The 20,415-nt window shown below is 64.0% G+C and carries 23 protein-coding genes; 1 reads left to right on the top strand and 22 read right to left on the bottom strand.

The genetic code is table 11. The features are described from left to right. Positions 1-32 precede the first annotated feature (32 nt). The 22 genes from ACFOOR_RS00185 to ACFOOR_RS00080 are packed head-to-tail and all read right to left on the bottom strand — an operon-like array spanning position 33 to position 18,445. The gene (locus ACFOOR_RS00185) at positions 33-812 is read right to left on the bottom strand and encodes a type III pantothenate kinase (protein ID WP_343163768.1); all 780 of its coding nucleotides are present in this window, start codon (positions 810-812) and stop codon (positions 33-35) included. A 10-nt stretch (positions 813-822) separates the two neighbouring features. Beyond that, complete coding sequence (locus ACFOOR_RS00180) at positions 823-1,551, bottom strand: biotin--[acetyl-CoA-carboxylase] ligase (RefSeq protein ID WP_343163769.1); 729 nt, start codon at positions 1,549-1,551, stop codon at positions 823-825. Positions 1,552-1,567: 16 nt separating this feature from the next. Continuing rightward, positions 1,568-3,016: an NADH-quinone oxidoreductase subunit NuoN gene (nuoN, locus tag ACFOOR_RS00175; RefSeq protein WP_343163770.1), complete on the bottom strand. Its 1,449-nt coding sequence runs from the start codon at positions 3,014-3,016 to the stop codon at positions 1,568-1,570. Positions 3,017-3,029: 13 nt separating this feature from the next. After that, positions 3,030-4,550 (bottom strand): NADH-quinone oxidoreductase subunit M, encoded by a 1,521-nt coding sequence (locus ACFOOR_RS00170; protein WP_343163771.1) that lies wholly within the window; start codon positions 4,548-4,550, stop codon positions 3,030-3,032. Then, positions 4,551-6,638, bottom strand: a complete 2,088-nt coding sequence (gene nuoL, locus ACFOOR_RS00165) for an NADH-quinone oxidoreductase subunit L (protein WP_343163772.1) — start codon at positions 6,636-6,638, stop codon at positions 4,551-4,553. A gap of 7 nt (positions 6,639-6,645) precedes the next feature. Continuing rightward, positions 6,646-6,957: an NADH-quinone oxidoreductase subunit NuoK gene (gene nuoK, locus ACFOOR_RS00160; protein ID WP_343163773.1), complete on the bottom strand. Its 312-nt coding sequence runs from the start codon at positions 6,955-6,957 to the stop codon at positions 6,646-6,648. Further along, positions 6,957-7,565 (bottom strand): NADH-quinone oxidoreductase subunit J, encoded by a 609-nt coding sequence (locus ACFOOR_RS00155; protein ID WP_343163774.1) that lies wholly within the window; start codon positions 7,563-7,565, stop codon positions 6,957-6,959. Before ACFOOR_RS00155 ends, nuoK begins: the two co-directional genes overlap by 1 nt. A gap of 35 nt (positions 7,566-7,600) precedes the next feature. Further along, complete coding sequence (nuoI, locus tag ACFOOR_RS00150; protein WP_343163775.1) at positions 7,601-8,089, bottom strand: NADH-quinone oxidoreductase subunit NuoI; 489 nt, start codon at positions 8,087-8,089, stop codon at positions 7,601-7,603. Position 8,090: 1 nt separating this feature from the next. Then, positions 8,091-9,140, bottom strand: a complete 1,050-nt coding sequence (nuoH, locus tag ACFOOR_RS00145; protein ID WP_343163776.1) for an NADH-quinone oxidoreductase subunit NuoH — start codon at positions 9,138-9,140, stop codon at positions 8,091-8,093. A gap of 4 nt (positions 9,141-9,144) precedes the next feature. Continuing rightward, positions 9,145-9,375, bottom strand: coding sequence for a hypothetical protein (locus ACFOOR_RS00140; protein ID WP_343163777.1), 231 nt, complete (start codon positions 9,373-9,375; stop codon positions 9,145-9,147). 3 nt (positions 9,376-9,378) lie between these two features. After that, complete coding sequence (gene nuoG / locus ACFOOR_RS00135; RefSeq protein ID WP_343163778.1) at positions 9,379-11,484, bottom strand: NADH-quinone oxidoreductase subunit NuoG; 2,106 nt, start codon at positions 11,482-11,484, stop codon at positions 9,379-9,381. Next, positions 11,481-11,942, bottom strand: coding sequence for a hypothetical protein (locus tag ACFOOR_RS00130; RefSeq protein ID WP_343163779.1), 462 nt, complete (start codon positions 11,940-11,942; stop codon positions 11,481-11,483). The genes nuoG and ACFOOR_RS00130 overlap by 4 nt, the downstream gene beginning before the upstream one ends. Continuing rightward, the gene (locus tag ACFOOR_RS00125; RefSeq protein WP_343163780.1) at positions 11,939-12,406 is read right to left on the bottom strand and encodes a hypothetical protein; all 468 of its coding nucleotides are present in this window, start codon (positions 12,404-12,406) and stop codon (positions 11,939-11,941) included. The genes ACFOOR_RS00130 and ACFOOR_RS00125 overlap by 4 nt, the downstream gene beginning before the upstream one ends. Next, the gene (locus tag ACFOOR_RS00120) at positions 12,403-13,104 is read right to left on the bottom strand and encodes a hypothetical protein (RefSeq protein WP_343163781.1); all 702 of its coding nucleotides are present in this window, start codon (positions 13,102-13,104) and stop codon (positions 12,403-12,405) included. Before ACFOOR_RS00120 ends, ACFOOR_RS00125 begins: the two co-directional genes overlap by 4 nt. A 7-nt stretch (positions 13,105-13,111) precedes the next feature. Continuing rightward, positions 13,112-14,422 carry an NADH-quinone oxidoreductase subunit NuoF gene (gene nuoF / locus ACFOOR_RS00115; RefSeq protein ID WP_343163782.1) on the bottom strand — a complete coding sequence of 437 codons (1,311 nt, stop codon included), beginning with the start codon at positions 14,420-14,422 and terminating at the stop codon, positions 13,112-13,114. Further along, complete coding sequence (locus ACFOOR_RS00110; protein WP_343163783.1) at positions 14,419-14,601, bottom strand: hypothetical protein; 183 nt, start codon at positions 14,599-14,601, stop codon at positions 14,419-14,421. The genes nuoF and ACFOOR_RS00110 overlap by 4 nt, the downstream gene beginning before the upstream one ends. A 2-nt stretch (positions 14,602-14,603) precedes the next feature. Then, positions 14,604-15,272, bottom strand: a complete 669-nt coding sequence (nuoE, locus tag ACFOOR_RS00105) for an NADH-quinone oxidoreductase subunit NuoE (RefSeq protein ID WP_343163784.1) — start codon at positions 15,270-15,272, stop codon at positions 14,604-14,606. Further along, entirely contained in the window at positions 15,269-15,703 is a 435-nt protein-coding gene (locus tag ACFOOR_RS00100; protein ID WP_343163785.1) for a nuclear transport factor 2 family protein, read from the bottom strand. Before ACFOOR_RS00100 ends, nuoE begins: the two co-directional genes overlap by 4 nt. After that, positions 15,700-16,899 (bottom strand): NADH-quinone oxidoreductase subunit D, encoded by a 1,200-nt coding sequence (locus ACFOOR_RS00095; protein ID WP_343163786.1) that lies wholly within the window; start codon positions 16,897-16,899, stop codon positions 15,700-15,702. Before ACFOOR_RS00095 ends, ACFOOR_RS00100 begins: the two co-directional genes overlap by 4 nt. Further along, positions 16,900-17,511, bottom strand: coding sequence for an NADH-quinone oxidoreductase subunit C (locus ACFOOR_RS00090; protein WP_343163787.1), 612 nt, complete (start codon positions 17,509-17,511; stop codon positions 16,900-16,902). Next, a complete protein-coding gene (locus tag ACFOOR_RS00085; protein ID WP_343163788.1) occupies positions 17,508-18,074 on the bottom strand; it encodes a NuoB/complex I 20 kDa subunit family protein in 567 nt (188 codons plus the stop codon). Before ACFOOR_RS00085 ends, ACFOOR_RS00090 begins: the two co-directional genes overlap by 4 nt. Before the next feature lie 5 nt (positions 18,075-18,079). Further along, the gene (locus ACFOOR_RS00080; protein WP_039710907.1) at positions 18,080-18,445 is read right to left on the bottom strand and encodes an NADH-quinone oxidoreductase subunit A; all 366 of its coding nucleotides are present in this window, start codon (positions 18,443-18,445) and stop codon (positions 18,080-18,082) included. A 270-nt stretch (positions 18,446-18,715) separates the two neighbouring features. Between ACFOOR_RS00080 and ACFOOR_RS00075 the strand changes: the two genes are divergently transcribed. Next, entirely contained in the window at positions 18,716-20,356 is a 1,641-nt protein-coding gene (locus ACFOOR_RS00075) for an AbgT family transporter (RefSeq protein WP_343163789.1), read from the top strand. Positions 20,357-20,415: the final 59 nt, after the last annotated feature.

The following is a 20,415-nucleotide window of genomic DNA, read 5'->3' as shown; positions in this document are numbered from 1 at the left end:
CGGTAGGAAGTAGAGGCCGTTGTCTGCCGGGTTCACGCCTGCCTGCCCTCGTTCCGCTTCCAGACTTCCAGCAGGCCGCGAATGGTCAGGTCGGCGTCGAAATGCTGGATTTCGGACGATGCCCCTTCGAACAGCGAGGCGACACCGCCGGTGGCGATCGCGGTCAGTGGCTGGCCGTATTCCTTGCGCACGCGGCGGATCAGCCCGTCGATCAGTTCGATATAGCCCCAATACACACCCGCCTGCATGGCGCCGACCGTATTACGGCCGATCACCCGGTCGGGGCGCTGGATCGCGATGCGCGGCAGCTGCGCGGCGGCAGTGTGCAGCGCCTGCATGGACAGGTTGATGCCCGGGGCGATGATGCCGCCTTTGAACACGCCGTCGGCGGAGATGACGTCGAACGTCGTCGCCGTACCGCTGTCGATGATCAGCAGCGCACCGTCATAGGCGACGCGGCCGCCAAGCGCGTTGACCAGGCGGTCGGCCCCGGCTTCCTGCGGGCGCTCGATATCGACGCCGATGCCGAGGTCCACGCCGGGTTCTCCGATCACCATCGGTTCAACATGAAGATAGCGCCGCGCCAGATTGCGCAGGTTGAACAGGGATTGCGGCACCACGGTCGAGACGATGCAGGCCGTCAGATCCTCGAACTTCAGACCCTGCAATGCCAGGAGCTGGGCCAGCCAGACCGCATGTTCGTCGGCGGTACGTGTGGCATGGGTGGCGGTGCGCCACTGGGCGCGCCAGTCCGTCCCGTCATGGACGGCAAACAGCGTATTGGTGTTGCCGCAATCGATCGCGAGAAGCATGGGCCAGCCTTTACCCCGGAATGCCGGGAAAGAATACGTCGCCCGCTGAGATAAGGCGGCGCTGTCCGTTCGCCATGTCGAGCCGCAGAGCGCCATCGGGCATCAGGTCGGCGAAAACGCCTTCCAGCGTCTCGTCCTGAAGCCGGGCGATGCAAGGCTCGCCAATCCCCCAGGCGCGGGCAAGCCAGGCATCGCGCAGCGGACCAAAGCCGTGCGTTCGCCAGCGCTCGAGCCAGGCCGAGAAGCTGGAAGAAATACGCTCGAGCGCAGCGTCCTGCGAGAGCACCCCGCCCTCCTCAGCGATGTCCGTCGCCGGACGTTCGACATCGCGCGGATGGCTGGCGAGGTTCAGCCCTATTCCGACGGCCAGCCAGAGCCCGCCGCCCGGTGCGCTGCCGGATTCCAGGAGCACGCCGCAGACCTTCTTTCCGCCGATCAGCACGTCATTCGGCCATTTGAGGCGGACGCGTTCGCGGTCGATCACCGCCTCGCAGGCTTCCGCCGCCGCCAGTGCCGCGGCGAAGGAGAGTTGTGCCGCTTCGCCCGGCTTCGCGTCGAGGACAAAGAGGCCGGTCGTGTAGAGATTGCCGGTCAGATCGGCCCATTGCCGGCCACGCCGGCCGCGGCCCGCGCTTTGCCGGCGCGCGGCGATCCACAACGGACCGCGTTCACCTGCCAGGGCACGGCGGCGGGCCTCCTCATTGGTGGAGTCGGTCTCGGCCAGCCATTCGGTGCGCACACCGCCCGGCATCGCGTCAGATCAGACCGATCGACGCTCCGCGCGCCCACAGGAAGACGATCGCCGCCACGGGAACCAGCAGAACGGTTGCGAGGCCCGACAGGTTCGCCACCAGACCGACCGGAGTCGGCGCCGTGACGAATTTCTGGGTCGGCTCGTTGAACCAGATCACGCGGACGATGCGCAGATAGTAGGCCGCAGCCACCACGCTCGCGAGCGCGGCGATCACGACCAGCCAGATCAGACCCGCCTGCACCGCGGCGTAGAAGATAAAAAGCTTGCCGAAGAAGCCGACCAGGAAAGGCAGGCCGCCGATCGAGAACATGATGCCGGTCATCGACCAAGCCAGGCCCGGGCGCGTCTGCGACAGGCCGGAGAGATCATCGACCTCTTCCACCATGCCCTCCGGTGTGCGCATGGCCAGGATCACGCCGAATGCACCGATCACGCCGACCATGTAGAGGATCATGAAGGCGAGTAGCGCCCACAGTCCGGTCTCGCTGGCCGCCGCGACGGCGACGAGCGCGTAGCCCATATTGCCGATCGAGGAATAGGCCATCAGGCGCTTGATGTTGTTCTGGGTCAGTGCTCCGAAGGCACCGACCGCCATCGACAGCGCGGCGATGATCCAGATCACCTGCTGCCAGCTGTCCACGGCATTGCCGAACGGTTCGTAGAGGAGGCGCGCTAGCAGGATCATCGCGGCCATTTTCGGCGCGGTGGCGAAGAAGGCCGTCACCGGTGTCGGCGCGCCTTCATAGACGTCCGGCGTCCACATGTGGAAGGGCGCGGCAGAGACCTTGAAAGCCAGGCCGCAGATCAGGAAGACGAGGCCGAAGACGAGGCCGACGGACGGGTCGTCGCCGACCGCAATCGCGATCTCGTTGAAACCGGTCGATCCGGAAAAACCGTAGACCAGCGACGCCCCGTAAAGGAGCAGGCCGGACGACAGCGCGCCGAGGACGAAATATTTCAGGCCGGCTTCCGAGGCGCGCAGGCTGTCGCGGTTGAACGCGGCCAGCACGTAGAGCGCCAGCGATTGCAGTTCGACGCCCATATAAAGCGATATCAGGTCGTTGGCCGATACCATCATCGCCATGCCGAGCACGGCGAGCGCGACCAGGACGGAGAATTCGAACCGGGCGAGGCGTTCCGCCTTCAGATACGGACCCGCGAGGAAGAGCGCGAGCGCGGCCGCGCCGCAGATCGCCACTTTCGAGAACAGGGCGAAGGGATCGAAGACAAAGGCGCCGCGGAACGCCGTTCCGCCAGCAACCGGGACGAGGAAAAGCGCCGCCGCACCCGCGGCCACCAGCAGTCCGATGGTCAGGAGAGAGACCCATTTCGCGGCCGTCTCGTCCTTCCTGATGAAGACGCCGACCATGAGCAGCGTCATCGCACCGACGGCGAGCAGGAGCTCCGGCGCAAGCAGCGTGAGGTCGGTGGCGAGTATGTCGTAGGTCACCGTCCGGTCCCCGTCAGTTGGCCGCGGCGGTGGTGGCCGCGGTGAAATCGGAAATCAGCTGGTTCACGGACGCGGCCGTCACGTCCGTTACCGGCGTCGAGAAGAAGCCGAGGAAGATCGTGCCGGCGACCAGCGGGATGAAGATGATCCATTCGCGCGTATTGATGTCGGTGATGGCTTCCAGCTTGGGATTGGTCAGTTCGCCGAACACCACGTTGCGATACAGGGTCAGCATGTAGACCGCCGAGAAGATCACGCCGAGCGCCGCGCCCATCGCCGTCCAGGTCGAGACCTGGAAGGTGCCGGCCATGGTCATGATCTCGCCGACGAAGCCCGAGGTTCCCGGCAGGCCGACATTGGCCATCGCGAACAGGGCGAAGATCGCGGCATAGACCGGCATGCGGTGCACCAGGCCGCCATAGAAGGCGATCTCGCGGGTGTGCATGCGGTCATAGATCACACCGACGCAGAGGAAGAGCGCGCCGGAGATCAGGCCGTGGGACAGCATCTGGAAGATGGCGCCCTGCACGCCCAGCTCGGTCATCGCGAAAATGCCCATGGTCACGAAGCCCATGTGCGCGACCGAGGAATAGGCGATCAGCTTCTTGATGTCGGTCTGACGGAAGGCGACGAGCGAGGTGTAGACGATGGCGATCACCGACAGGGCAAAGACCAGCGGCTGGAACAGCACGCTCGCGTCCGGGAACATCGGGATCGAAAAGCGCAGGAAGCCGTAGCCGCCGAGCTTCAGGAGAACACCGGCCAGGATCACCGAGCCCGCCGTCGGCGCCTCGACGTGCGCATCGGGCAACCAGGTATGGACCGGCCACATCGGCATCTTCACCGCGAAGGAGGCGAAGAAGGCGAGCCACAGCCAGGTCTGCAGATTGGCGGCGAATTCGGTCTCCAGCAGGACGGTGATGTCGGTCGTGCCCGCCTGCAGGAACATGGCGACCATGGCGACCAGCATCAGCACCGAGCCGAGCAGGGTGTAGAGGTAGAATTTCATCGAGGCGTAGACGCGGTTCGCGCCGCCCCAGACCCCGATGATGATGAACATCGGGATCAGGCCGCCTTCGAAGAAGATGTAGAACAGCACCAGGTCCAGCGCGCAGAACACGCCGACCATCATCGTCTGCAGGATCAGGAAGGCGATCATGTAGTCGGTGACGCGCTTCTTGATGTTCCAGCTCGCCAGGATGCAGATCGGCATCAGGAAGTTGGTCAGCAGGATGAACAGGACGGAGATGCCATCCACACCCATCCGGTAGCCGAGTCCGAATTCCGCGAACCACGGGATTTCCTGGTAGAATTGGAAGTCCGGGTTGGACGTGTCGAAGCCCATGACCAGCACAACGGTCAGGAACAGCACCGCCAGCGTTGTCATCAGCGACACGCCGCGCGCATTGCGGTCGAGCCAGGTCGAGTCCTCGGCGCGCATCATGAACTTCATCGCCGCCAGGAAGACCGCGACAGCCGCCGGGATGAAGGTGATCGCCGTGAGGATCGGGAGGGATTGGAAGATCGCGGTCATCTACTGCCCCCCGGCACCGGCAACGACCCACAGGGTCAGGAGAACCACGCCGATCAGCATGATGAAGGCGTAGTGATAGAGGTATCCGGACTGCACCTTGGACAGGCGGCGCGCCGCGTTCATGGCCGCACCGGCAAAGCCGTTCGGGCCAAAGCCGTCGATGATCCGGCGGTCGCCGACCTTCCAGAACAGGTCGCCCAGCTTCTCCGTGCCGCGCACGAAGATGAAGCGATAGGCCTCGTCGAAATACCACTTGTTGTACAGGAAGGCGTGCAGCGGTCCGCCGCGCGCGGCGATGCGGGCCGGCAGGCCTTCATGGCGGATGTAGAACAGCCAGGCCACGATGAAGCCGGTCACGGTCGCCACGAAGGGAGCGAACAGCACCCACATCGGCGGGTGGTGTCCGCCGCCGTGGTCGCCCTCGCCTTCGCCATGCGCGTCAGCCGGAGCGGCATGATCGTCCGCAACCTCGGCGCCGTGATCGTCACTTTCGGCGGCCACTTCGTCATACGGCGAGGTGTGTTGCTGGTCGCCATAGTTGGCGATGGCATACGGCCCCGGCGTCAGCGAGTCGCCCCAGAAGGCGAAGGAATCGCGTCCGACGAAGCTGTCCTTGAACGCCGCGCCGGCGAACACCGCACCGACCGCCAGCAGGATCAGCGGAACCAGCATGACAGGCGGGCTGTCATGGGCGTGGTCGAGCACTTCCTTCTTGCCGCGGTATTTGCCGTGGAAGGTGAAGAAGATGAGACGCCAGGAATAGAAGGATGTCAGCAACGCGGCGAAACAGCCGACCCAGAAGGCGATCATGCCGAAGGGCGCGCCTTCCTGCCCGGCCATGAAGGCCCCTTCGATGATCATGTCCTTCGAGAAGAAGCCGGCAAAGCCCCAGCCCAGAAGCGGGATGCCGACACCGGTCAGTGCCAGCGTGCCGATGATCATCAGCATCCAGGTCCAGGGCAGCGCGTGGCGCGTTCCGCCCATGTTGCGCATGTCCTGCTCGTCGTGCAGGCCGTGGATGACCGAGCCCGCGCCGAGGAAGAGCAGCGCCTTGAAGAAGGCGTGCGTGAACAGGTGGAACATCGCCGCGTCATAGAGTCCGAGGCCGGCGGCGAAGAACATGTAGCCGAGCTGCGAGCAGGTCGAATAGGCGATGACGCGCTTGATGTCGTTCTGCACGACGCCGATCGTCGCGGCGAACAGCGCCGTGATCGCGCCGATGACCGTCACCACGGTCGAGGTGTTCGGCGCGAGGTCGAACAGCGGCCAGCAGCGGCAAACGAGGAAGACGCCGGCCGTCACCATGGTGGCGGCGTGGATCAACGCGGACACCGGCGTCGGGCCTTCCATCGCGTCGGGAAGCCAGACGTGGAGGAAGAACTGGGCCGATTTGCCCATCGCACCGATGAACAGCAGGAAAGCGACCAGTTCGAGCGCCTGGAAGCTGGCCGGGCCGAAGGTCCAGACCGTGTCGACCATCGCCGGCGCCATGGCGAAGATTTCGTCGAACTGGATCGTGCCGAAGATGGCGAAGACCGCCATGATGCCGAGCGCGAAACCGAAATCGCCGACGCGGTTTGTCACGAAGGCCTTGATCGCCGCGTCATTGGCCGACTTCTTCTTGTACCAGAAGCCGATCAGCAGATAGGAGGCCAGTCCCACGCCTTCCCAGCCGAAGAAGAGCTGAAGGAAGTCGTTCGCGCTGACCAGCGACAGCATCGCGAAGGTGAAGAGCGACAGATAGGCAAAGAAGCGCGACCGGTGCGGGTCGTGGGCCATGTAGCCCCAAGAATAGACGTGGACGAGCGAGGACACGCTGGTCACGACCACGAACATCACCGCCGTCAGCGTATCGAGCCGGATCGACCAGGTCGCCTCGAACTCGCCGATCCGCATCCAGGTGGCGAGCGGTATCAGCTGTTCGTTGTGCTGGATGGCCACGTCGAAGAAGACGAAGACCGACAGGATGGCCGACAGGATCAGCAGTCCGGTCGTGATGGTCATCGCCGCGCGGTCGCCGATGAAGCGCCCGAACAGTCCGGCGATGATCGCGCCGACCAGTGGTCCGAAAACGATTATGACAGGCATCGGACGGCTAGCCCTTCATCATGTTGATGTCTTCGACCGCGATGTCGCCACGGTTGCGGAAGAAGACGACGAGAATGGCGAGACCGATCGCGGCCTCGGCGGCAGCGACGGTCAGGACGAACATGGCGAAGACCTGTCCGGCGAGGTCGCCGAGATAGGAGGAGAACGCCACGAGGTTGATGTTCACCGCCAGCAGCAGAAGCTCGATCGACATCATCAGGATGATGACGTTCTTGCGGTTCACGAATATCCCGAACACGCCGATCGTGAACAGCAGCGCCGCGACGGCGAGATAATGGGCGAGACCGATCTCAAGCATTAGCCAATCCCCTCACCCGATTTGATGTCCTGCAGTTCGACGGCGGTCTTGCGGTCGCGGCCGATCTGCACATGCGCCTGCTGGCGCTTCACATTCGGGCGGTGGCGCAAGGTCAGCACGATGGCGCCGATCATCGCGACCAGCAGCACCATGCCGGCGGCCTGGAAGAAGTAGACGTATTCGTCATAGATCAGGTGGCCGAGCGCCTGGACGTTGTTCATGTCGGCCGGTGTCGCCGTGACCTCGGATCGCGCGGCAATATCGGCGGCGTTCCAGGCCGAGCCGACCAGGATCAGCTCACCGGCCAGGATCAGCGCCACGAGACCGCCAAGCGGCAGATAGCTGAGGAAGCCCTGTTTCAGCGACGCGAAGTCGACGTCGAGCATCATCACGACGAAGAGGAACAGCACGGCGACCGCGCCGACATAGACGACGACCAGCAGCATGGCGAGGAATTCGGCGCCGAGCAGCACGAAGAGACCGGCCGACGAGAAGAAGGCCGTGATCAGCCACATCACCGAGTGGACCGGATTGCGCGCTGCCACGACGAGAAAGGCGGACAGGACCGCCACCGTCGCCAGCGCATAGAAGGCAATCACCTGAAGCATGGTTCGGCCTGTTCCTTACGTCCCCGCGCCCGCGCTTAGCGGTAAGGCGCGTCCAGTTCCAGATTGCGCGCGATCTCGCGTTCCCACCGATCGCCGTTCTCAAGGAGTTTCGCCTTGTCGTAGTAGAGTTCCTCGCGGGTCTCGGTCGCGAATTCGAAATTCGGACCTTCCACGATGGCATCGACCGGGCACGCCTCCTGGCAATAGCCGCAATAGATGCATTTGGTCATGTCGATGTCGTAGCGCGTGGTGCGGCGCGAGCCGTCGGCGCGCGGTTCGGCCTCGATCGTGATCGCCTGCGCCGGGCAGACTGCCTCGCAGAGCTTGCAGGCGATGCAGCGCTCTTCGCCATTGGCATAGCGGCGCAGTGCGTGCTGGCCACGGAAGCGCGGGCTGAGCGGACCCTTCTCGAAGGGATAGTTCACCGTCGGCTTGGGGCGGAAGAAATACCGCATGCCGAGGACGAAAGCGCCCCAGAAGTCCAGGAGCAGCGCGCCGCGGATGGTCTGTTCGATACGTCCCATCTCAGTTGGCTCCGTAAGCGATGTAGGCCCCGACGAGGACGACCGCACCAAGCGAGGTCGGCAGGAAGATTTTCCAGCCCAGACGCATCAGCTGGTCGTAGCGGTACCGGGGAACGAGGGCCTTCACCATGGCGAACATGAAGAAGAAGAACACCACCTTGATCGCGAACCAGAAGACCGGCGGGATCCAGGTGAAGGGCGCGAAATCGAACGGGGCGTGCCAGCCACCGAAGAAGAGGATGGTCGTCATCGCGCACATCAGCACGATGTTGAGATATTCCCCGATCATGAAGAGCAGGTAGGGCGTCGAGGAGTATTCGACCTGGTAGCCCGCAACAAGTTCGGATTCGGCTTCCGGCAGGTCGAAGGGCGGGCGGTTGGTTTCTGCCAGCGCCGAGATGAAGAACACCCCCGTCATCGGGATCATCACGAGGAACATCGGCCAGGGCAGCGAGTGCGCGGCCAGCAGATTCCAGTTCCAGAAGCCGCCCGCCTGCATGGTCACGATGTCACTGAGGTTCATCGACCCCGCGAACAGCAGGACGGTGACGATCACGAAGCCGATCGAGACTTCGTAGGACACCATCTGTGCCGCGGAGCGCAGCGAGCCCATGAAGGGGTATTTCGAGTTCGAGGCCCAGCCGCCGATGATGATGCCGTAGACGCCGAGCGAGGAAATCGCGAGCAGGTAGAGGACGCCGACATTGAGGTCGGCAATCACCCAGCCCGGCGCGACCGGCACCACGGCCCAGCCGATGAAGGCGAGGATGAAGGTGATCAGCGGCGCGAGCAGGAAGAGGACGCGGTCCGCGCCCGCCGGCACGACGATTTCCTTGAACACGAATTTCAGGAAGTCGGCGAAGGACTGAAGCAGGCCGAAGGCCCCGACCACGTTCGGGCCCTTGCGCATCTGCACCGCCGCCCAGACCTTCCGGTCCATCAGCAGGAGGAAGGCCAGCGACAAGAGCAGCACGACCATGAATCCGAGGACCTGGCCGAGCACCGCGACCGTGCCCCACACCGGGCCCCATTGCTGGATAAAGTCACCCATCGCGTCAGTCCCCGTCCCCGCCAGTGTCTGAATTCGCCGCGTCTGAATCGGTCGGGCCCGCGTCATCGCTTCCCGCTTGAGAGAAAGCAACGCCCAAGGCCACACCGAAGGCGGCACCGAGCGCCACGCCCATGGCGATATTGTCCATGGCAACGCCGATCGCGGTGCCGACACCGATGCCGATGGCGATGCCGGAACCGGCACCCTGGGCGGTGATGCGGGGTTTGCGTGCCATGCCCTACTCCGCTGCCTGCGCCGCGGGGGCGTGCTTCAGCGCCGAGCATTCGGCCATCGTCTTCGAGGCGCGCGCCACGGCGTTCGTCAGGTAGAAGTCCTTGACCGGCGACACGAAGGGCTTGTCGGTGACCTCGCCCGCCTCGCCGATCGCCGCCACGTCGAACGTGCCCGCGCTGGCCGAACCCGGCGCATGGTCGAGACCGCCCAGAACCGGGTAATCGGCGATCATCTTCGCGCGCAGCTGGTCGAGATTGTCGTAGGGCAAAGTGCGGCCGAGCTTGGCGGACAGGGCGCGGAAGATGGCCCAGTCCTCTTTCGCCTCGCCCTTCGGGAAGAGCGCGCGATCATTCATCTGCACGCGGCCCTCGGTGTTGACCCACATGCCGTATTTTTCGGTCCAGGCCGGTGCCGGCAGGATCAGGTCGGCGCGGTGCGCCCCGGCATCGCCGTGGTGACCAATATAGATGACGAAGGCGTCGCCCAACTCGGCGGTGTCGATCTCGTCGGCGCCCAAGAGCACGACGGTTTCCATGTCGCCCTTCTTGGCGGCCTTGAGGATGCCGGCCGTGTCCTTGCCGCCCTTGCCCGGCAGGAAGCCGAGATCAAGCGCGCCGACGCGCGCGGCGGCGGTGTGCAGCACGTTGAAGCCGTTCCAGCCCTCGGCGACAGCCCCGACCTTCGCGGCGAGTTCGCCCGCCGCGCGGAGCACCTTGCCGCCATCGGCGCGGGTCAGCGCGCCCATGCCGACAACGATCATCGGCTTCTTCGCGTCTTTCAGCGTCTTGATGAAGCCGGAACGCTTGCCGCCCAGCTCCGTCAGCGTCTTGCCGCCCGCGCCGAGATGTTCGTAGGGATAGGTCAGATCGGCATTCTCGCCGATCACGCCGACCTTGACGCCGCGCTCCAGCCAGGCGCGGCGGATGCGGGCGTTGAGCACCGGCGCTTCGAGGCGCGGATTGGTGCCGACCAGCAGGATGGCATCAGCCTCGTCGATGCCGGCGATGGTCGAGTTGAAGAGGTATTCCTCGCGCGCGCCGCCGCCGATCTTCGCGCCGTCCTGGCGTCCGTCGATCGAGGTCACGCCGAGTGAGGTGAAGAGGTCTTTCGCGGCCTTCAGGTCTTCGAGCGCGCAGAGATCGCCGGCGATGACGCCGATCTTCTTCGCATCACCCGACAGCTTGTCGGCGGCGATCTTCAGAGCCTCGTCCCAGCCGACCGGCTGAAGCTTGCCCTTCACGCGGGCATAGGGCTTGTCGAGGCGCTGGCGCTGCAGGCCGTCCCACACGAAGCGGGACTTGTCGGACAGCCACTCCTCATTGATGTCGTCATTGACGCGCGGAAGGATGCGCAGCACCGAGGTTCCGCGCACGTCGACGCGCGTCCAGGCGCCCATCGCGTCCATCACGTCGATGGTTTCGGTCTTGCGAAGCTCCCACGGGCGGGCGTTGTAGGCGTAGGGCTTGGAGGTCAGCGCGCCGACCGGGCAGAGGTCGATGACATTGCCCGACAGTTCGGAATGCACCGCGCTTTCCAGATAGGTCGTGATCTCGGCATCCTCGCCGCGATTGATCATGCCGATCTCCGGCGAACCGGCGACTTCGGTCACGAAGCGGACGCAGCGCGTGCACTGGATGCAGCGGGTCATGATCGTGTTGATCAGCGGGCCCATATACTTGTCTTCGACGGCGCGCTTGTTCTCCGCGAAGCGGGTCTGCGGGCGGCCATACATCAGGCTCTGGTCCTGCAGGTCGCATTCGCCGCCCTGGTCGCAGATCGGGCAGTCGAGCGGGTGGTTGATGAGGAGGAACTCCATCACCCCTTCCCGCGCCTTCTTCACCATCGGTGACAGCGTGTTCATGGCCGGCGGTTCACCATTCGGCCCGCCGCGCATGTCGCGCACATTCATGGCGCAGGACGCGGCCGGCTTGGGCGCACCGACCAGCTCGACCAGGCACATGCGGCAATTGCCGGCGACCGACAGGCGCTCGTGATAGCAGAAGCGCGGGATTTCCCGGCCCGCCGCCTCGGCGGCCTGCAACAGCGTGTAGGAGTTCGGAACCTCGATCTCCTCGCCATCGACGATGATTTTGCGAAGGTCTTCGCTCATGCCGCAGCTTCCATTGCTTGAGTAGTTTTAGGCTCACGGAGCCAGAAGACGGTGCCCCATGCGAGGCCTGCGATGATCACCTCGGCCCAGAACGCTCCCCAGGTGAGGAGGTCGACTACAGCGTTCGCGCCATTGGTCAGTGCCGCGTAGCCGATGCCAATCACGACACCAGCGGCCGCCGCGATCAGAACACCCGATAGCGCCGCCGCGACAAGAGAACCAAACAGTTTTGCCGGGCTTAGCACGCGCGTCGCGGCAAACCAGACGAGGCCCAGACCGACGAAATACCCCGCCGCGCGGAACCCGAATTCCATCACCGGGTTGAGCGCTGCTATCGCGCGGTACTCGCCGCCAGCGATTCCACCGATTAACTCGGCATGCCGCCCGCCGCTGAGGATCAGCGTAACAAGCAAGCCTGCTGCTGCGGCGGCCAGAACGTATGTGATCAGCGTCCTCATGCAGGCAGCGCCTCCGCGCGGCGCGGCTCACGGAGCCAGAAGACGGCACCCCAGATCGCGCCCGGGATCGCAGCCAAGGGCAGTAACATCAACCCAGGGATAAGAGCGAAGAGCCCGAACTGAATTTCATTTTGATGATCAGCCGACCGCATCGTTTGAACGTGTGCAGCATATTCCGGTCCGAAGAGCGGAACGGTAAGCAACAGGGAAAACCCAGCAAAAACAGCACTCGATCTGATGATCGTCCACCAGGTGCGATTTCCCCAATTGAGGAAATGGCGAGCGCCTGAGGCAATAACGAACCAGATCAGTGAACCGGCGACAGCCCAAAGCCCGAACCAAAGCAACGCAAGGTCGGGCAAACGTTCAATCTGCCATGCCTCGGGACTCAGCCCGGTCAACATGCCGACTGTCATGGTCGCTGCGGCCAAAGCCGCCAGAACGTATGTGAGCAGCGTCCTCATGCGGGCTGCACCTCCGCGCGCCGCGGCTCGCGGAGCCAGAAGACGGTGCCCCAGATCGCGCCTTCGATCAGGCCAAGAACGATGAAAACTCCGACCTTGCTGAGTTCAATCAAGCCGGTCGCGACAAATGCAACAGAGCAGATGATCCGCGCAGCGAGACCAGTGGCGATGCCCGCCCCGACCAGATTTTCGGAGTCGATTTTCGGCCAATAGCGTCTCAGGACGGTCACGCCGAACCAACCGGTCACGCCGTAGGCAAGCGCAATCAGCAGGAAATTGCCGATTGAGGCGATCATTGCTTCGTAGATCCCGCCGGCCAGAATGTTCGGGGTGAAATCGAACAAGGTCGTCGACGCGTACAAGCGCGAACCAACGACAACCGCAAGCGGAACCGAAGCGGCGAGCGCTGCAATCACAACGGTCTTGATCGAGTAGCCTGAATTTTCCTGCCGATCACGCCGCGCCGCGAACCAAGCAATCGCCGCGAATACCAGTCCAATGATGACCGCCGTTGCCATCACCCAAGTCGAGCCAGACCATGCGAACAGGTTCGAATAGATGACCCCTTCCGAATGGCTGACGGCGCTCCAGTCATAGCTGTAGCTTCGCGCGGTCAATGCGACCGCGGCGTTTTGGGTGAAATACCACCCGAACCCGAAGGCCAAAGCCGCCAGAACGTATGTGAGGATGGTTCTCACGCGTCCCCTACTCCGCTGCCACGGCCGAAACGGCGACCGGCTTGCCGGCGCGATAGGCGTTGATGCGGGCTTCGATCTCGGGGCGGAAATGCCGGATCAGGCCCTGGACCGGCCAGGCCGCCGCGTCGCCGAGCGCGCAGATGGTGTGACCCTCGACCTGGCTTGCCACATCGAGCAGGAGGTCGATCTCTTCCGTCGAGCTCTCGCCGCGCGCCATACGCTCCAGAACCCGCCACATCCAGCCCGTGCCTTCACGGCAGGGCGTGCACTGACCGCAGCTCTCGTGCTTGTAGAAATAGCTGATCCGGGCGATCGCCTTCACCACGTCGGTGGACTTGTCCATGACGATGACGGCGGCGGTGCCGAGACCGGACTTCACGTCGCGCAGCGCATCGAAATCCATCAGCACGTCGTCGCAGATATCCTTCGGGATCAGCGGAACCGACGAGCCGCCGGGGATGATGGCCTTGAGATTGTCCCAGCCGCCGCGCACGCCGCCCGCATGCGTCTCGATCAGCGTCTTCAGCGGGATCGACATCGCCTCTTCGACATTGCACGGCTTGTTCACATGGCCGGAGATCGAGAAGATTTTCGTTCCCGTGTTGCCCTTGCGGCCGAAGCCCGCGAACCATTCCGCGCCGCGCCTGAGGATGGTCGGCGCCACCGCGATGGATTCGACGTTGTTCACCGTTGTCGGGCAGCCATAGAGGCCGGCATTGGCCGGGAATGGCGGCTTCAGACGCGGCTGGCCCTTCTTGCCTTCAAGGCTTTCGAGAAGCGCGGTTTCCTCGCCGCAGATATAGGCCCCGGCGCCGTGATGGACGTAGAGGTCGAAATCCCAGCCGTGGATGTTGTCCTTGCCGATCAGCTTCGCCTCATAGGCCTGCTTGATCGCGGCTTCGAGGCGGTTGCGCTCGTGGACGTATTCGCCGCGGATATAGATGTAGCAGGCGTGCGCCTGCATCGCGAATGAGGCGATCAGGCAGCCTTCGATCAGGAGGTGGGGATCATTGCGCATGATCTCCCGGTCCTTGCAGGTGCCCGGCTCGGATTCGTCGGCGTTCACAACGAGATAGTGCGGACGCGCACCGACTTCCTTCGGCATGAACGACCATTTCAGGCCGGTCGGGAAACCCGCGCCGCCGCGGCCGCGCAGTCCGGAGGCCTGGATATTGGAAATGATCCAGCCGCGGCCCTGGTCCAGCATGTCCTTCGTGCTGTTCCACGCGCCGCGCTGCTTCGCGCCTTCCAGGCCGAAATCATGCCGGCCGTAGAGGTTGGTGAAGATGCGGTCCCTGTCCTGCAGAAGCTGGGTCATTCGGGCGACTTCCCTGAGGATTTTCCAACGCGCGGCAGGACGATGCCGCCGATGATCGCGGTCACCATCGTCGCCATGGCAAGCAGGACTTCCGGAGTTCCGGTGGTGATGAACTCGTAGAGCCAGTAGCCGGCTAGTCCGAGCGAGACGAGGAGGACGACGATCTGGACGATCCGCATGACTACGCCTCCGCCTTGGCCGTGTTCGGCAGCTTGATGGTCTTCGCCGCCGAGCCGTCATAAAGCGACTTGTCGGTCAGCGTCTTCGCCTCGCCTTCCGGCGCGGAACAGTCGCGGCCATTCTGCGGTCCCGGCGTCACCGGCTTGCCGGCTTCGAGACTGTCGAGAATGGCTTCGAGGCTCTCCGCCGTCAGGTCCTCGTAATACTCATCGCCGTCCTTGTTCGAGATCTGGACCATCGGCGCATTGGCGCATGCGCCCAGGCATTCGACCTCGTTCCAGGAGAATTTGCCATCCTTCGAGACGACGCCCTTCTTGCCGATGCGCTTCTCGCAAACCTTCTTCAGATCGTCCGCGCCGCGCAGCCAGCACGGCGTGGTGCCGCAGAGCTGGACGAAGTGCTCGCCCGCCGGGGCGAGGTTGAACATGGTGTAGAAGGTCGCGACCTCATAGACGCGGATGCGCGGCATGCCGAGGCGTTCGGCGATATGCTGGATGGCGGGTTCCGAGACCCAGCCTTCCTGCTTCTGCGCGATCCACAGCATCGGGATTACCGCAGATGCCTTCTTGGCTTCCGGGTATTTGTTCAACCAGAATGTCACCAGCTTTTCGCTCGCCTTCGTGAAGGCGAAGCTGCCCGGTTGCTGGTCGGCAAGGCGGCGCACACTCATTGCGCGGCTCCATTCTCAGAATTGCCGGACGCGGGGACCGGCTGAATAACGTGCATGGTCTGGATGAGGCCATCCTCGACCGTGTAGATCGCGACGAGTTCGACACAAGGATTGTCGCGGCCGTCGAGGCAGAGCTGCTCCTCGTCGATAACGCGGTTGCCAATCACCGTGCGATGCGTGATGTCGGCGACGAGGTCCGGGCGCTCGGCGAAGCGCGCGCCCCAGATCTCCGCCACCGTTTCGCGGCCCTCGACCAGCACCTGGCCGTCGAGCGACAGGAAGGTGACGTCTTCGGCCATCGTCGCGAGGAAGGCACCCAGATCATGCGCATTGTGCGCATCGAGCGCCGCCTGCACGACCGCCTCGGCATCCGGCGTAAAGCCGTCGTCCTGGCCCCAGAGGAGCGTTATGGCTGCGAGGAATTCGATCACCGGTCGATTTCCCCGAACACGATGTCGAGCGAGCCGAGGATCGCCGAGACGTCAGCCAGCATGTGGCCGCGATTGAGATGGTCCATCGCCGCGAGGTGCGGGAAGCCCGGCGCACGGATCTTCACCCGGTACGGCTTGTTGCTGCCATCGGAGATCATGTAGACGCCGAATTCGCCCTTCGGCGCCTCGACACAGGCATAGGTGTCGCCTTCGGGCACGTGGAAGCCCTCGGTGTAGAGCTTGAAGTGGTGGATCAGCGCTTCCATCGAGCGCTTCATCTCACCGCGGCGCGGCGGCGCGAACTTTGAATTCTCCGGCAGGACCGGGCCGGCATTTTCCGGCTTGGCGAGCCATTCCACGCATTGCTTCATGATCTTGCAGGACTCGCGCATCTCTTCCATGCGGCAGAGATAACGGTCCCAGCAGTCGCCATTCTTGCCGACCGGAATCTTGAATTCGAGCTCGTCATAGACGTCGTAGGGCTGCGAGCGGCGCAGATCCCAGGCCATGCCCGAGCCGCGCACCATCACGCCGGAGAAGCCCCAGGCGAGCGCGTCTTCCTTCGACACCACGCCGATATCGACATTGCGCTGCTTGAAGATGCGGTTTTCCGTCAGAAGCGTGTCGATGTCGTCGAGCGCCTTCGGGAAGTTGTCGCACCACGTGCCGATGTCCTCGATCAGCTGCGGCGGCAGGTCCTGGTGAACGCCGCCCGGCCGGTAATAGTGCGCGTGCATGCGCGAACCGGAGGCGCGTTCGTAGAAGATCATCAGCTTCTCGCGCTCCTCGAAACCCCACAGCGGCGGGGTCAGCGCGCCGACATCCATCGCCTGGGTCGTCACGTTGAGGAGGTGGGAGAGGATGCGGCCGATCTCGTTGTAGAGCGTGCGGATGTATTGCGCGCGCTTCGGCACCGGGATGCCCGCCAGGCGCTCGATCGCGATGCAGAAGGCATGTTCCTGGTTCATCGGCGCGACGTAGTCGAGGCGGTCGAAATAGCCGAGCCCTTGCAGATAGGTCTTGTGCTCGAGCAGCTTCTCGGTGCCGCGGTGCAGCAGGCCGATATGCGGATCGACGCGCTCGACGATCTCGCCGTCCAGCTCCAGCACAAGGCGCAGAACGCCGTGCGCGGCCGGGTGCTGCGGGCCGAAATTGATCGTGAACTTGCGATCTTCGATAGGTTCGGTCACGGCCATCTAGGCGCCCTCCCCCTTGGCTTTCTCGTCGCCGGGCAGCACGTATTTCGCGCCTTCCCACGGGCTCATGAAGTCGAAATCGCGATAGTCCTGGACCAGCTCGACCGGTTCGTAGACGACGCGCTTCTGTTCCTCGTCCCACCGCACCTCGACATAGCCGGTGAGCGGGAAATCCTTGCGCAGCGGATGACCTTCGAAACCGTAGTCGGTGAGCAGGCGTCTGAGGTCCGGATTGCCGTCAAAGGCGATGCCGAACATGTCGAACGCCTCGCGCTCGAACCAGCCGGCGACCGGGAAGACCTCGACGACGCTGTCGACCGGCGTGTCCTCGTCGGTCGAGAGCTTCACCCGGATGCGCTGGTTCAGGTGCATCGACAGGAGGTGATAGACGACCTCGAAGCGCTCGGCGTCGCCCGGCCAGTCGACCCCGCAGATGTCGATCAGCGTGGTGAAACGGCAGGTCGGGTCGTCGCGCAGGAAGCGCAGCATATCGACGATCCGGTCGCGATGGATGGTGATCGTCAACTCGCCATGCGTCACGGTCGCCTCGCGCACCGCGGTTTCCTGCACGGCGGCAATGTGATCGCCGAGATCCTTCAGGGCCGCACTCATCGTTCGATGCTCCCTTCCCGGCGGATTTTCTTCTGCAGCTGCAGAATGCCGTAGACCAGCGCTTCCGCGGTCGGCGGGCAGCCCGGCACGTAGACATCGACCGGCACGATCCGGTCGCAGCCGCGCACGACCGCATAGGAATAGTGATAATACCCGCCGCCATTGGCGCAGCTGCCCATCGAGATGACGTAGCGCGGCTCCGGCATCTGGTCGTAGACCTTGCGCAGGGCCGGCGCCATCTTGTTGGTGAGCGTGCCCGCGACGATCATCACGTCGGACTGGCGCGGCGAGGCGCGCGGCGCGAAGCCGAAGCGCTCGACGTCGTAGCGCGGCATGGACGCCTGCATCATCTCGACCGCGCAGCAGGCGAGACCGAAGGTCATCCACATCAGCGAGCCGGTACGCGCCCAGGTGATCAGGTCGTCGGTCGCAGCAACCACGAATCCCTTGTCGGCCAGCGCGTCGGACACGCCGTCGAAGAAGGGATCATGCTTCTTCGGATCATAGTGCGGCGTCGCGGCGCGGGCGCCAGCGAGTGCGGGGGTGCGGATTGTGTCAGCCATATTGCCTACTCCCACTCCAGCGCGCCTTTTTTCCACTCGTAGACGAAGCCCACGGTGAGAACGCCAAGGAAAACCATCATCGACCAGAAGGCGAACACCCCGGTCTCGCCGAGCGTCACCGCCCAGGGGAAGAGGAATGCCACTTCGAGGTCGAAGATGATGAACAGGATCGCGACCAGATAGAATCGCACGTCGAACTTCATCCGCGCATCGTCGAAGGCGTTGAAGCCGCACTCATAGGTCGAGACTTTTTCGGGGTCCGGGTCGGACGGGGCGAACACGAAGGCCGCCAGCATGAATCCGATCCCCATCGCCGCGGCAATGCCGAGGAAGATCAGGATGGGAAGGTATTCCAGAAGCAATGCGTCCATCGCCCGGGAGTCCTCATCAGGAGTGGCCGAACCGGTTTGAGGCGGGAACGCCGAGACGGGATGAAAGAATCCCGTGACCAGCCCCCGCTCAGTCGGGCCGGAAGCTAGAGCGATGACTCCCGGGCCGCAAGGCGCAATGACGGCTTTTTAAGCAGCCCGTCAGGTGCCAAGTTATTGTTCTGCGAACCGTTCTTAACTGGACCGGTTTTGCTTGCCCTCGGGCCTTCCGTCTGCTGACACTCGCACCCTCAATCCAAGGGGAGTTACATCATGTCCGACAAGACGCCCGGCGCGGCGCCTGCCGAACATCAGAAGGGGATACTGGGTCTCATCGAACGGACGGGCAATCGCCTGCCGGACCCGGTCTTCATCTTCTTCTATCTCATCATCGCGATGGCGATCGTCTCGATCGTCGCGGATTTCGCCAACATGGCGGTCGAGCACCCGACGCGGGTCGACGATGCCGGCAATCCGGTGATCGTCGACGCGATCAGTGTCTTCAGTCCCGATTCGATCCGACACCTGCTGGTCGAGATGCCGGAAATCTTCACCGGCTTCCATCCGCTGGGCTATGTGCTCGTCGTGATGCTGGGCGCCGGCGTCGCCGAACGGGCTGGCCTGTTCGGCACGGCGATGCGCGCCGCGGTGCGCGACGTGCCGAAATTCCTGCTGACCCCCGCCGTCGCGCTGGTCGCCATGATGGGCAATCTCGCCGCGGACGCGGCCTATGTGGTGCTGATCCCGCTCGCCGCGGTGATCTTCGCGGCCGCCGGCCGGCACCCGATCGCCGGGATCACCGCTGCCTTCGCCGGCGTGTCCGGCGGCTTCTCGGCCAACCTTCTGCCCGGCCAGCTCGACGCGCTGCTGTTCGGCATTACCGAAGCCGTGGTGCAGCCGCTCGATCCGGGCTGGGTGATGAATATCGCCGGCAACTGGTATTTCATCGCCGCGATGACGATCCTGTTCACGCCGGTGATCTGGTATGTCACCGACCGGATCATCGAACCGCGTCTGGGCAAGTGGACCGGCGGAGCCGTCCTCGGGTCGACCAATCCGGACGACGATGCCAGCGCCGAACTCACGGCGGGCCAGAAGAAGGGCCTTGCCCATGCCGGGATCGCCGTCCTGGTGATCGCGCTGGTCTGGATCCTTCTGACCGTCGACGTGCTCGCGCTGGTGACGGGCGGATCGGCGTCGCTCTATGGCGGCAATGCTCCGCTGTTCAGCGCCGACACGAGCCTCAGCGCCACGCAGCGCCTGGTGCCCTTCTTCTCGTCGCTGGTGGCGGGCTTCATGCTGCTCTTCATCTTCGCCGGCATCGCCTATGGCCGCGCGGCGGGCACGATCCGCAACCACCGCGACATCGTCGACATGATGGCCGGCGCCATGAAGGACATGGGCTATTACCTCGTCCTCGCCTTCTTCGCCGCCTATTTCGTCGAACTGTTCAACCAGTCGCAGCTCGGCCTGATCTTCGCGGTCAACGGGGCCAACGGGATCGAAAATTCCGGCCTGCCGCTGCCGATCGTGCTCGGTCTGATCGTGCTGTTCGCGGCCGTGCTGAACCTGTTCGTCGGCTCGGCAAGTGCGAAATGGGCGCTGCTCGCCCCCGTTCTCGTGCCGATGCTGATGCTGCTCGGCGTCAGCCCGGAAATGGCGACGGCGGCCTACCGCGTCGGCGACAGCGGCACCAACATCATCACCCCGCTGATGGTGTATTTCCCGCTGATCCTCGTCTTCGCGCAGCGCTGGGTGCCAAGTTTCGGCCTCGGATCGCTGACGGCGTCGATGCTGCCCTACTCGATCTGGCTGCTGATCACCGGCATCGCCATGACGGTGCTGTGGGTCTTCCTCAACCTGCCGCTGGGGCCGGGCGCGACGGTGCAATACGTCCTGCCCGGAGCTGGCTGACGGTTTCAGGCCAGACATGAAATGCGAGCGGCCGCCCCTGGAGGGCGGCCGTTTCGTTT

This window comes from Hyphobacterium vulgare (assembly GCF_042643335.1).
Classification (GTDB): domain Bacteria; phylum Pseudomonadota; class Alphaproteobacteria; order Caulobacterales; family Maricaulaceae; genus Hyphobacterium; species Hyphobacterium vulgare.
Note: the sequence above shows the minus strand (reverse complement) of the source record. Positions and strands in the feature narration are given on the sequence as shown.

Bases quoted from the DNA above. Each gene is read 5' to 3' on its own strand.
- ACFOOR_RS00185 (WP_343163768.1), bottom strand. From the start codon at position 812: ATGCTTCTCGCGATCGATTGCGGCAACACCAATACGCTGTTTGCCGTC.
- ACFOOR_RS00170 (WP_343163771.1), bottom strand. From the start codon at position 4,550: ATGACCGCGATCTTCCAATCCCTCCCGATCCTCACGGCGATCACCTTC.
- nuoL (WP_343163772.1), bottom strand. From the start codon at position 6,638: ATGCCTGTCATAATCGTTTTCGGACCACTGGTCGGCGCGATCATCGCC.
- nuoK (WP_343163773.1), bottom strand. From the start codon at position 6,957: ATGCTTGAGATCGGTCTCGCCCATTATCTCGCCGTCGCGGCGCTGCTG.
- ACFOOR_RS00155 (WP_343163774.1), bottom strand. From the start codon at position 7,565: ATGCTTCAGGTGATTGCCTTCTATGCGCTGGCGACGGTGGCGGTCCTG.
- nuoI (WP_343163775.1), bottom strand. From the start codon at position 8,089: ATGGGACGTATCGAACAGACCATCCGCGGCGCGCTGCTCCTGGACTTC.
- nuoH (WP_343163776.1), bottom strand. From the start codon at position 9,140: ATGGGTGACTTTATCCAGCAATGGGGCCCGGTGTGGGGCACGGTCGCG.
- ACFOOR_RS00140 (WP_343163777.1), bottom strand. From the start codon at position 9,375: ATGGCACGCAAACCCCGCATCACCGCCCAGGGTGCCGGTTCCGGCATC.
- nuoG (WP_343163778.1), bottom strand. From the start codon at position 11,484: ATGAGCGAAGACCTTCGCAAAATCATCGTCGATGGCGAGGAGATCGAG.
- ACFOOR_RS00130 (WP_343163779.1), bottom strand. From the start codon at position 11,942: ATGAGGACGCTGATCACATACGTTCTGGCCGCCGCAGCAGCAGGCTTG.
- ACFOOR_RS00125 (WP_343163780.1), bottom strand. From the start codon at position 12,406: ATGAGGACGCTGCTCACATACGTTCTGGCGGCTTTGGCCGCAGCGACC.
- nuoF (WP_343163782.1), bottom strand. From the start codon at position 14,422: ATGACCCAGCTTCTGCAGGACAGGGACCGCATCTTCACCAACCTCTAC.
- ACFOOR_RS00110 (WP_343163783.1), bottom strand. From the start codon at position 14,601: ATGCGGATCGTCCAGATCGTCGTCCTCCTCGTCTCGCTCGGACTAGCC.
- nuoE (WP_343163784.1), bottom strand. From the start codon at position 15,272: ATGAGTGTGCGCCGCCTTGCCGACCAGCAACCGGGCAGCTTCGCCTTC.
- ACFOOR_RS00095 (WP_343163786.1), bottom strand. From the start codon at position 16,899: ATGGCCGTGACCGAACCTATCGAAGATCGCAAGTTCACGATCAATTTC.
- ACFOOR_RS00090 (WP_343163787.1), bottom strand. From the start codon at position 17,511: ATGAGTGCGGCCCTGAAGGATCTCGGCGATCACATTGCCGCCGTGCAG.
- ACFOOR_RS00085 (WP_343163788.1), bottom strand. From the start codon at position 18,074: ATGGCTGACACAATCCGCACCCCCGCACTCGCTGGCGCCCGCGCCGCG.
- ACFOOR_RS00080 (WP_039710907.1), bottom strand. From the start codon at position 18,445: ATGGACGCATTGCTTCTGGAATACCTTCCCATCCTGATCTTCCTCGGC.
- ACFOOR_RS00075 (WP_343163789.1), top strand. From the start codon at position 18,716: ATGTCCGACAAGACGCCCGGCGCGGCGCCTGCCGAACATCAGAAGGGG.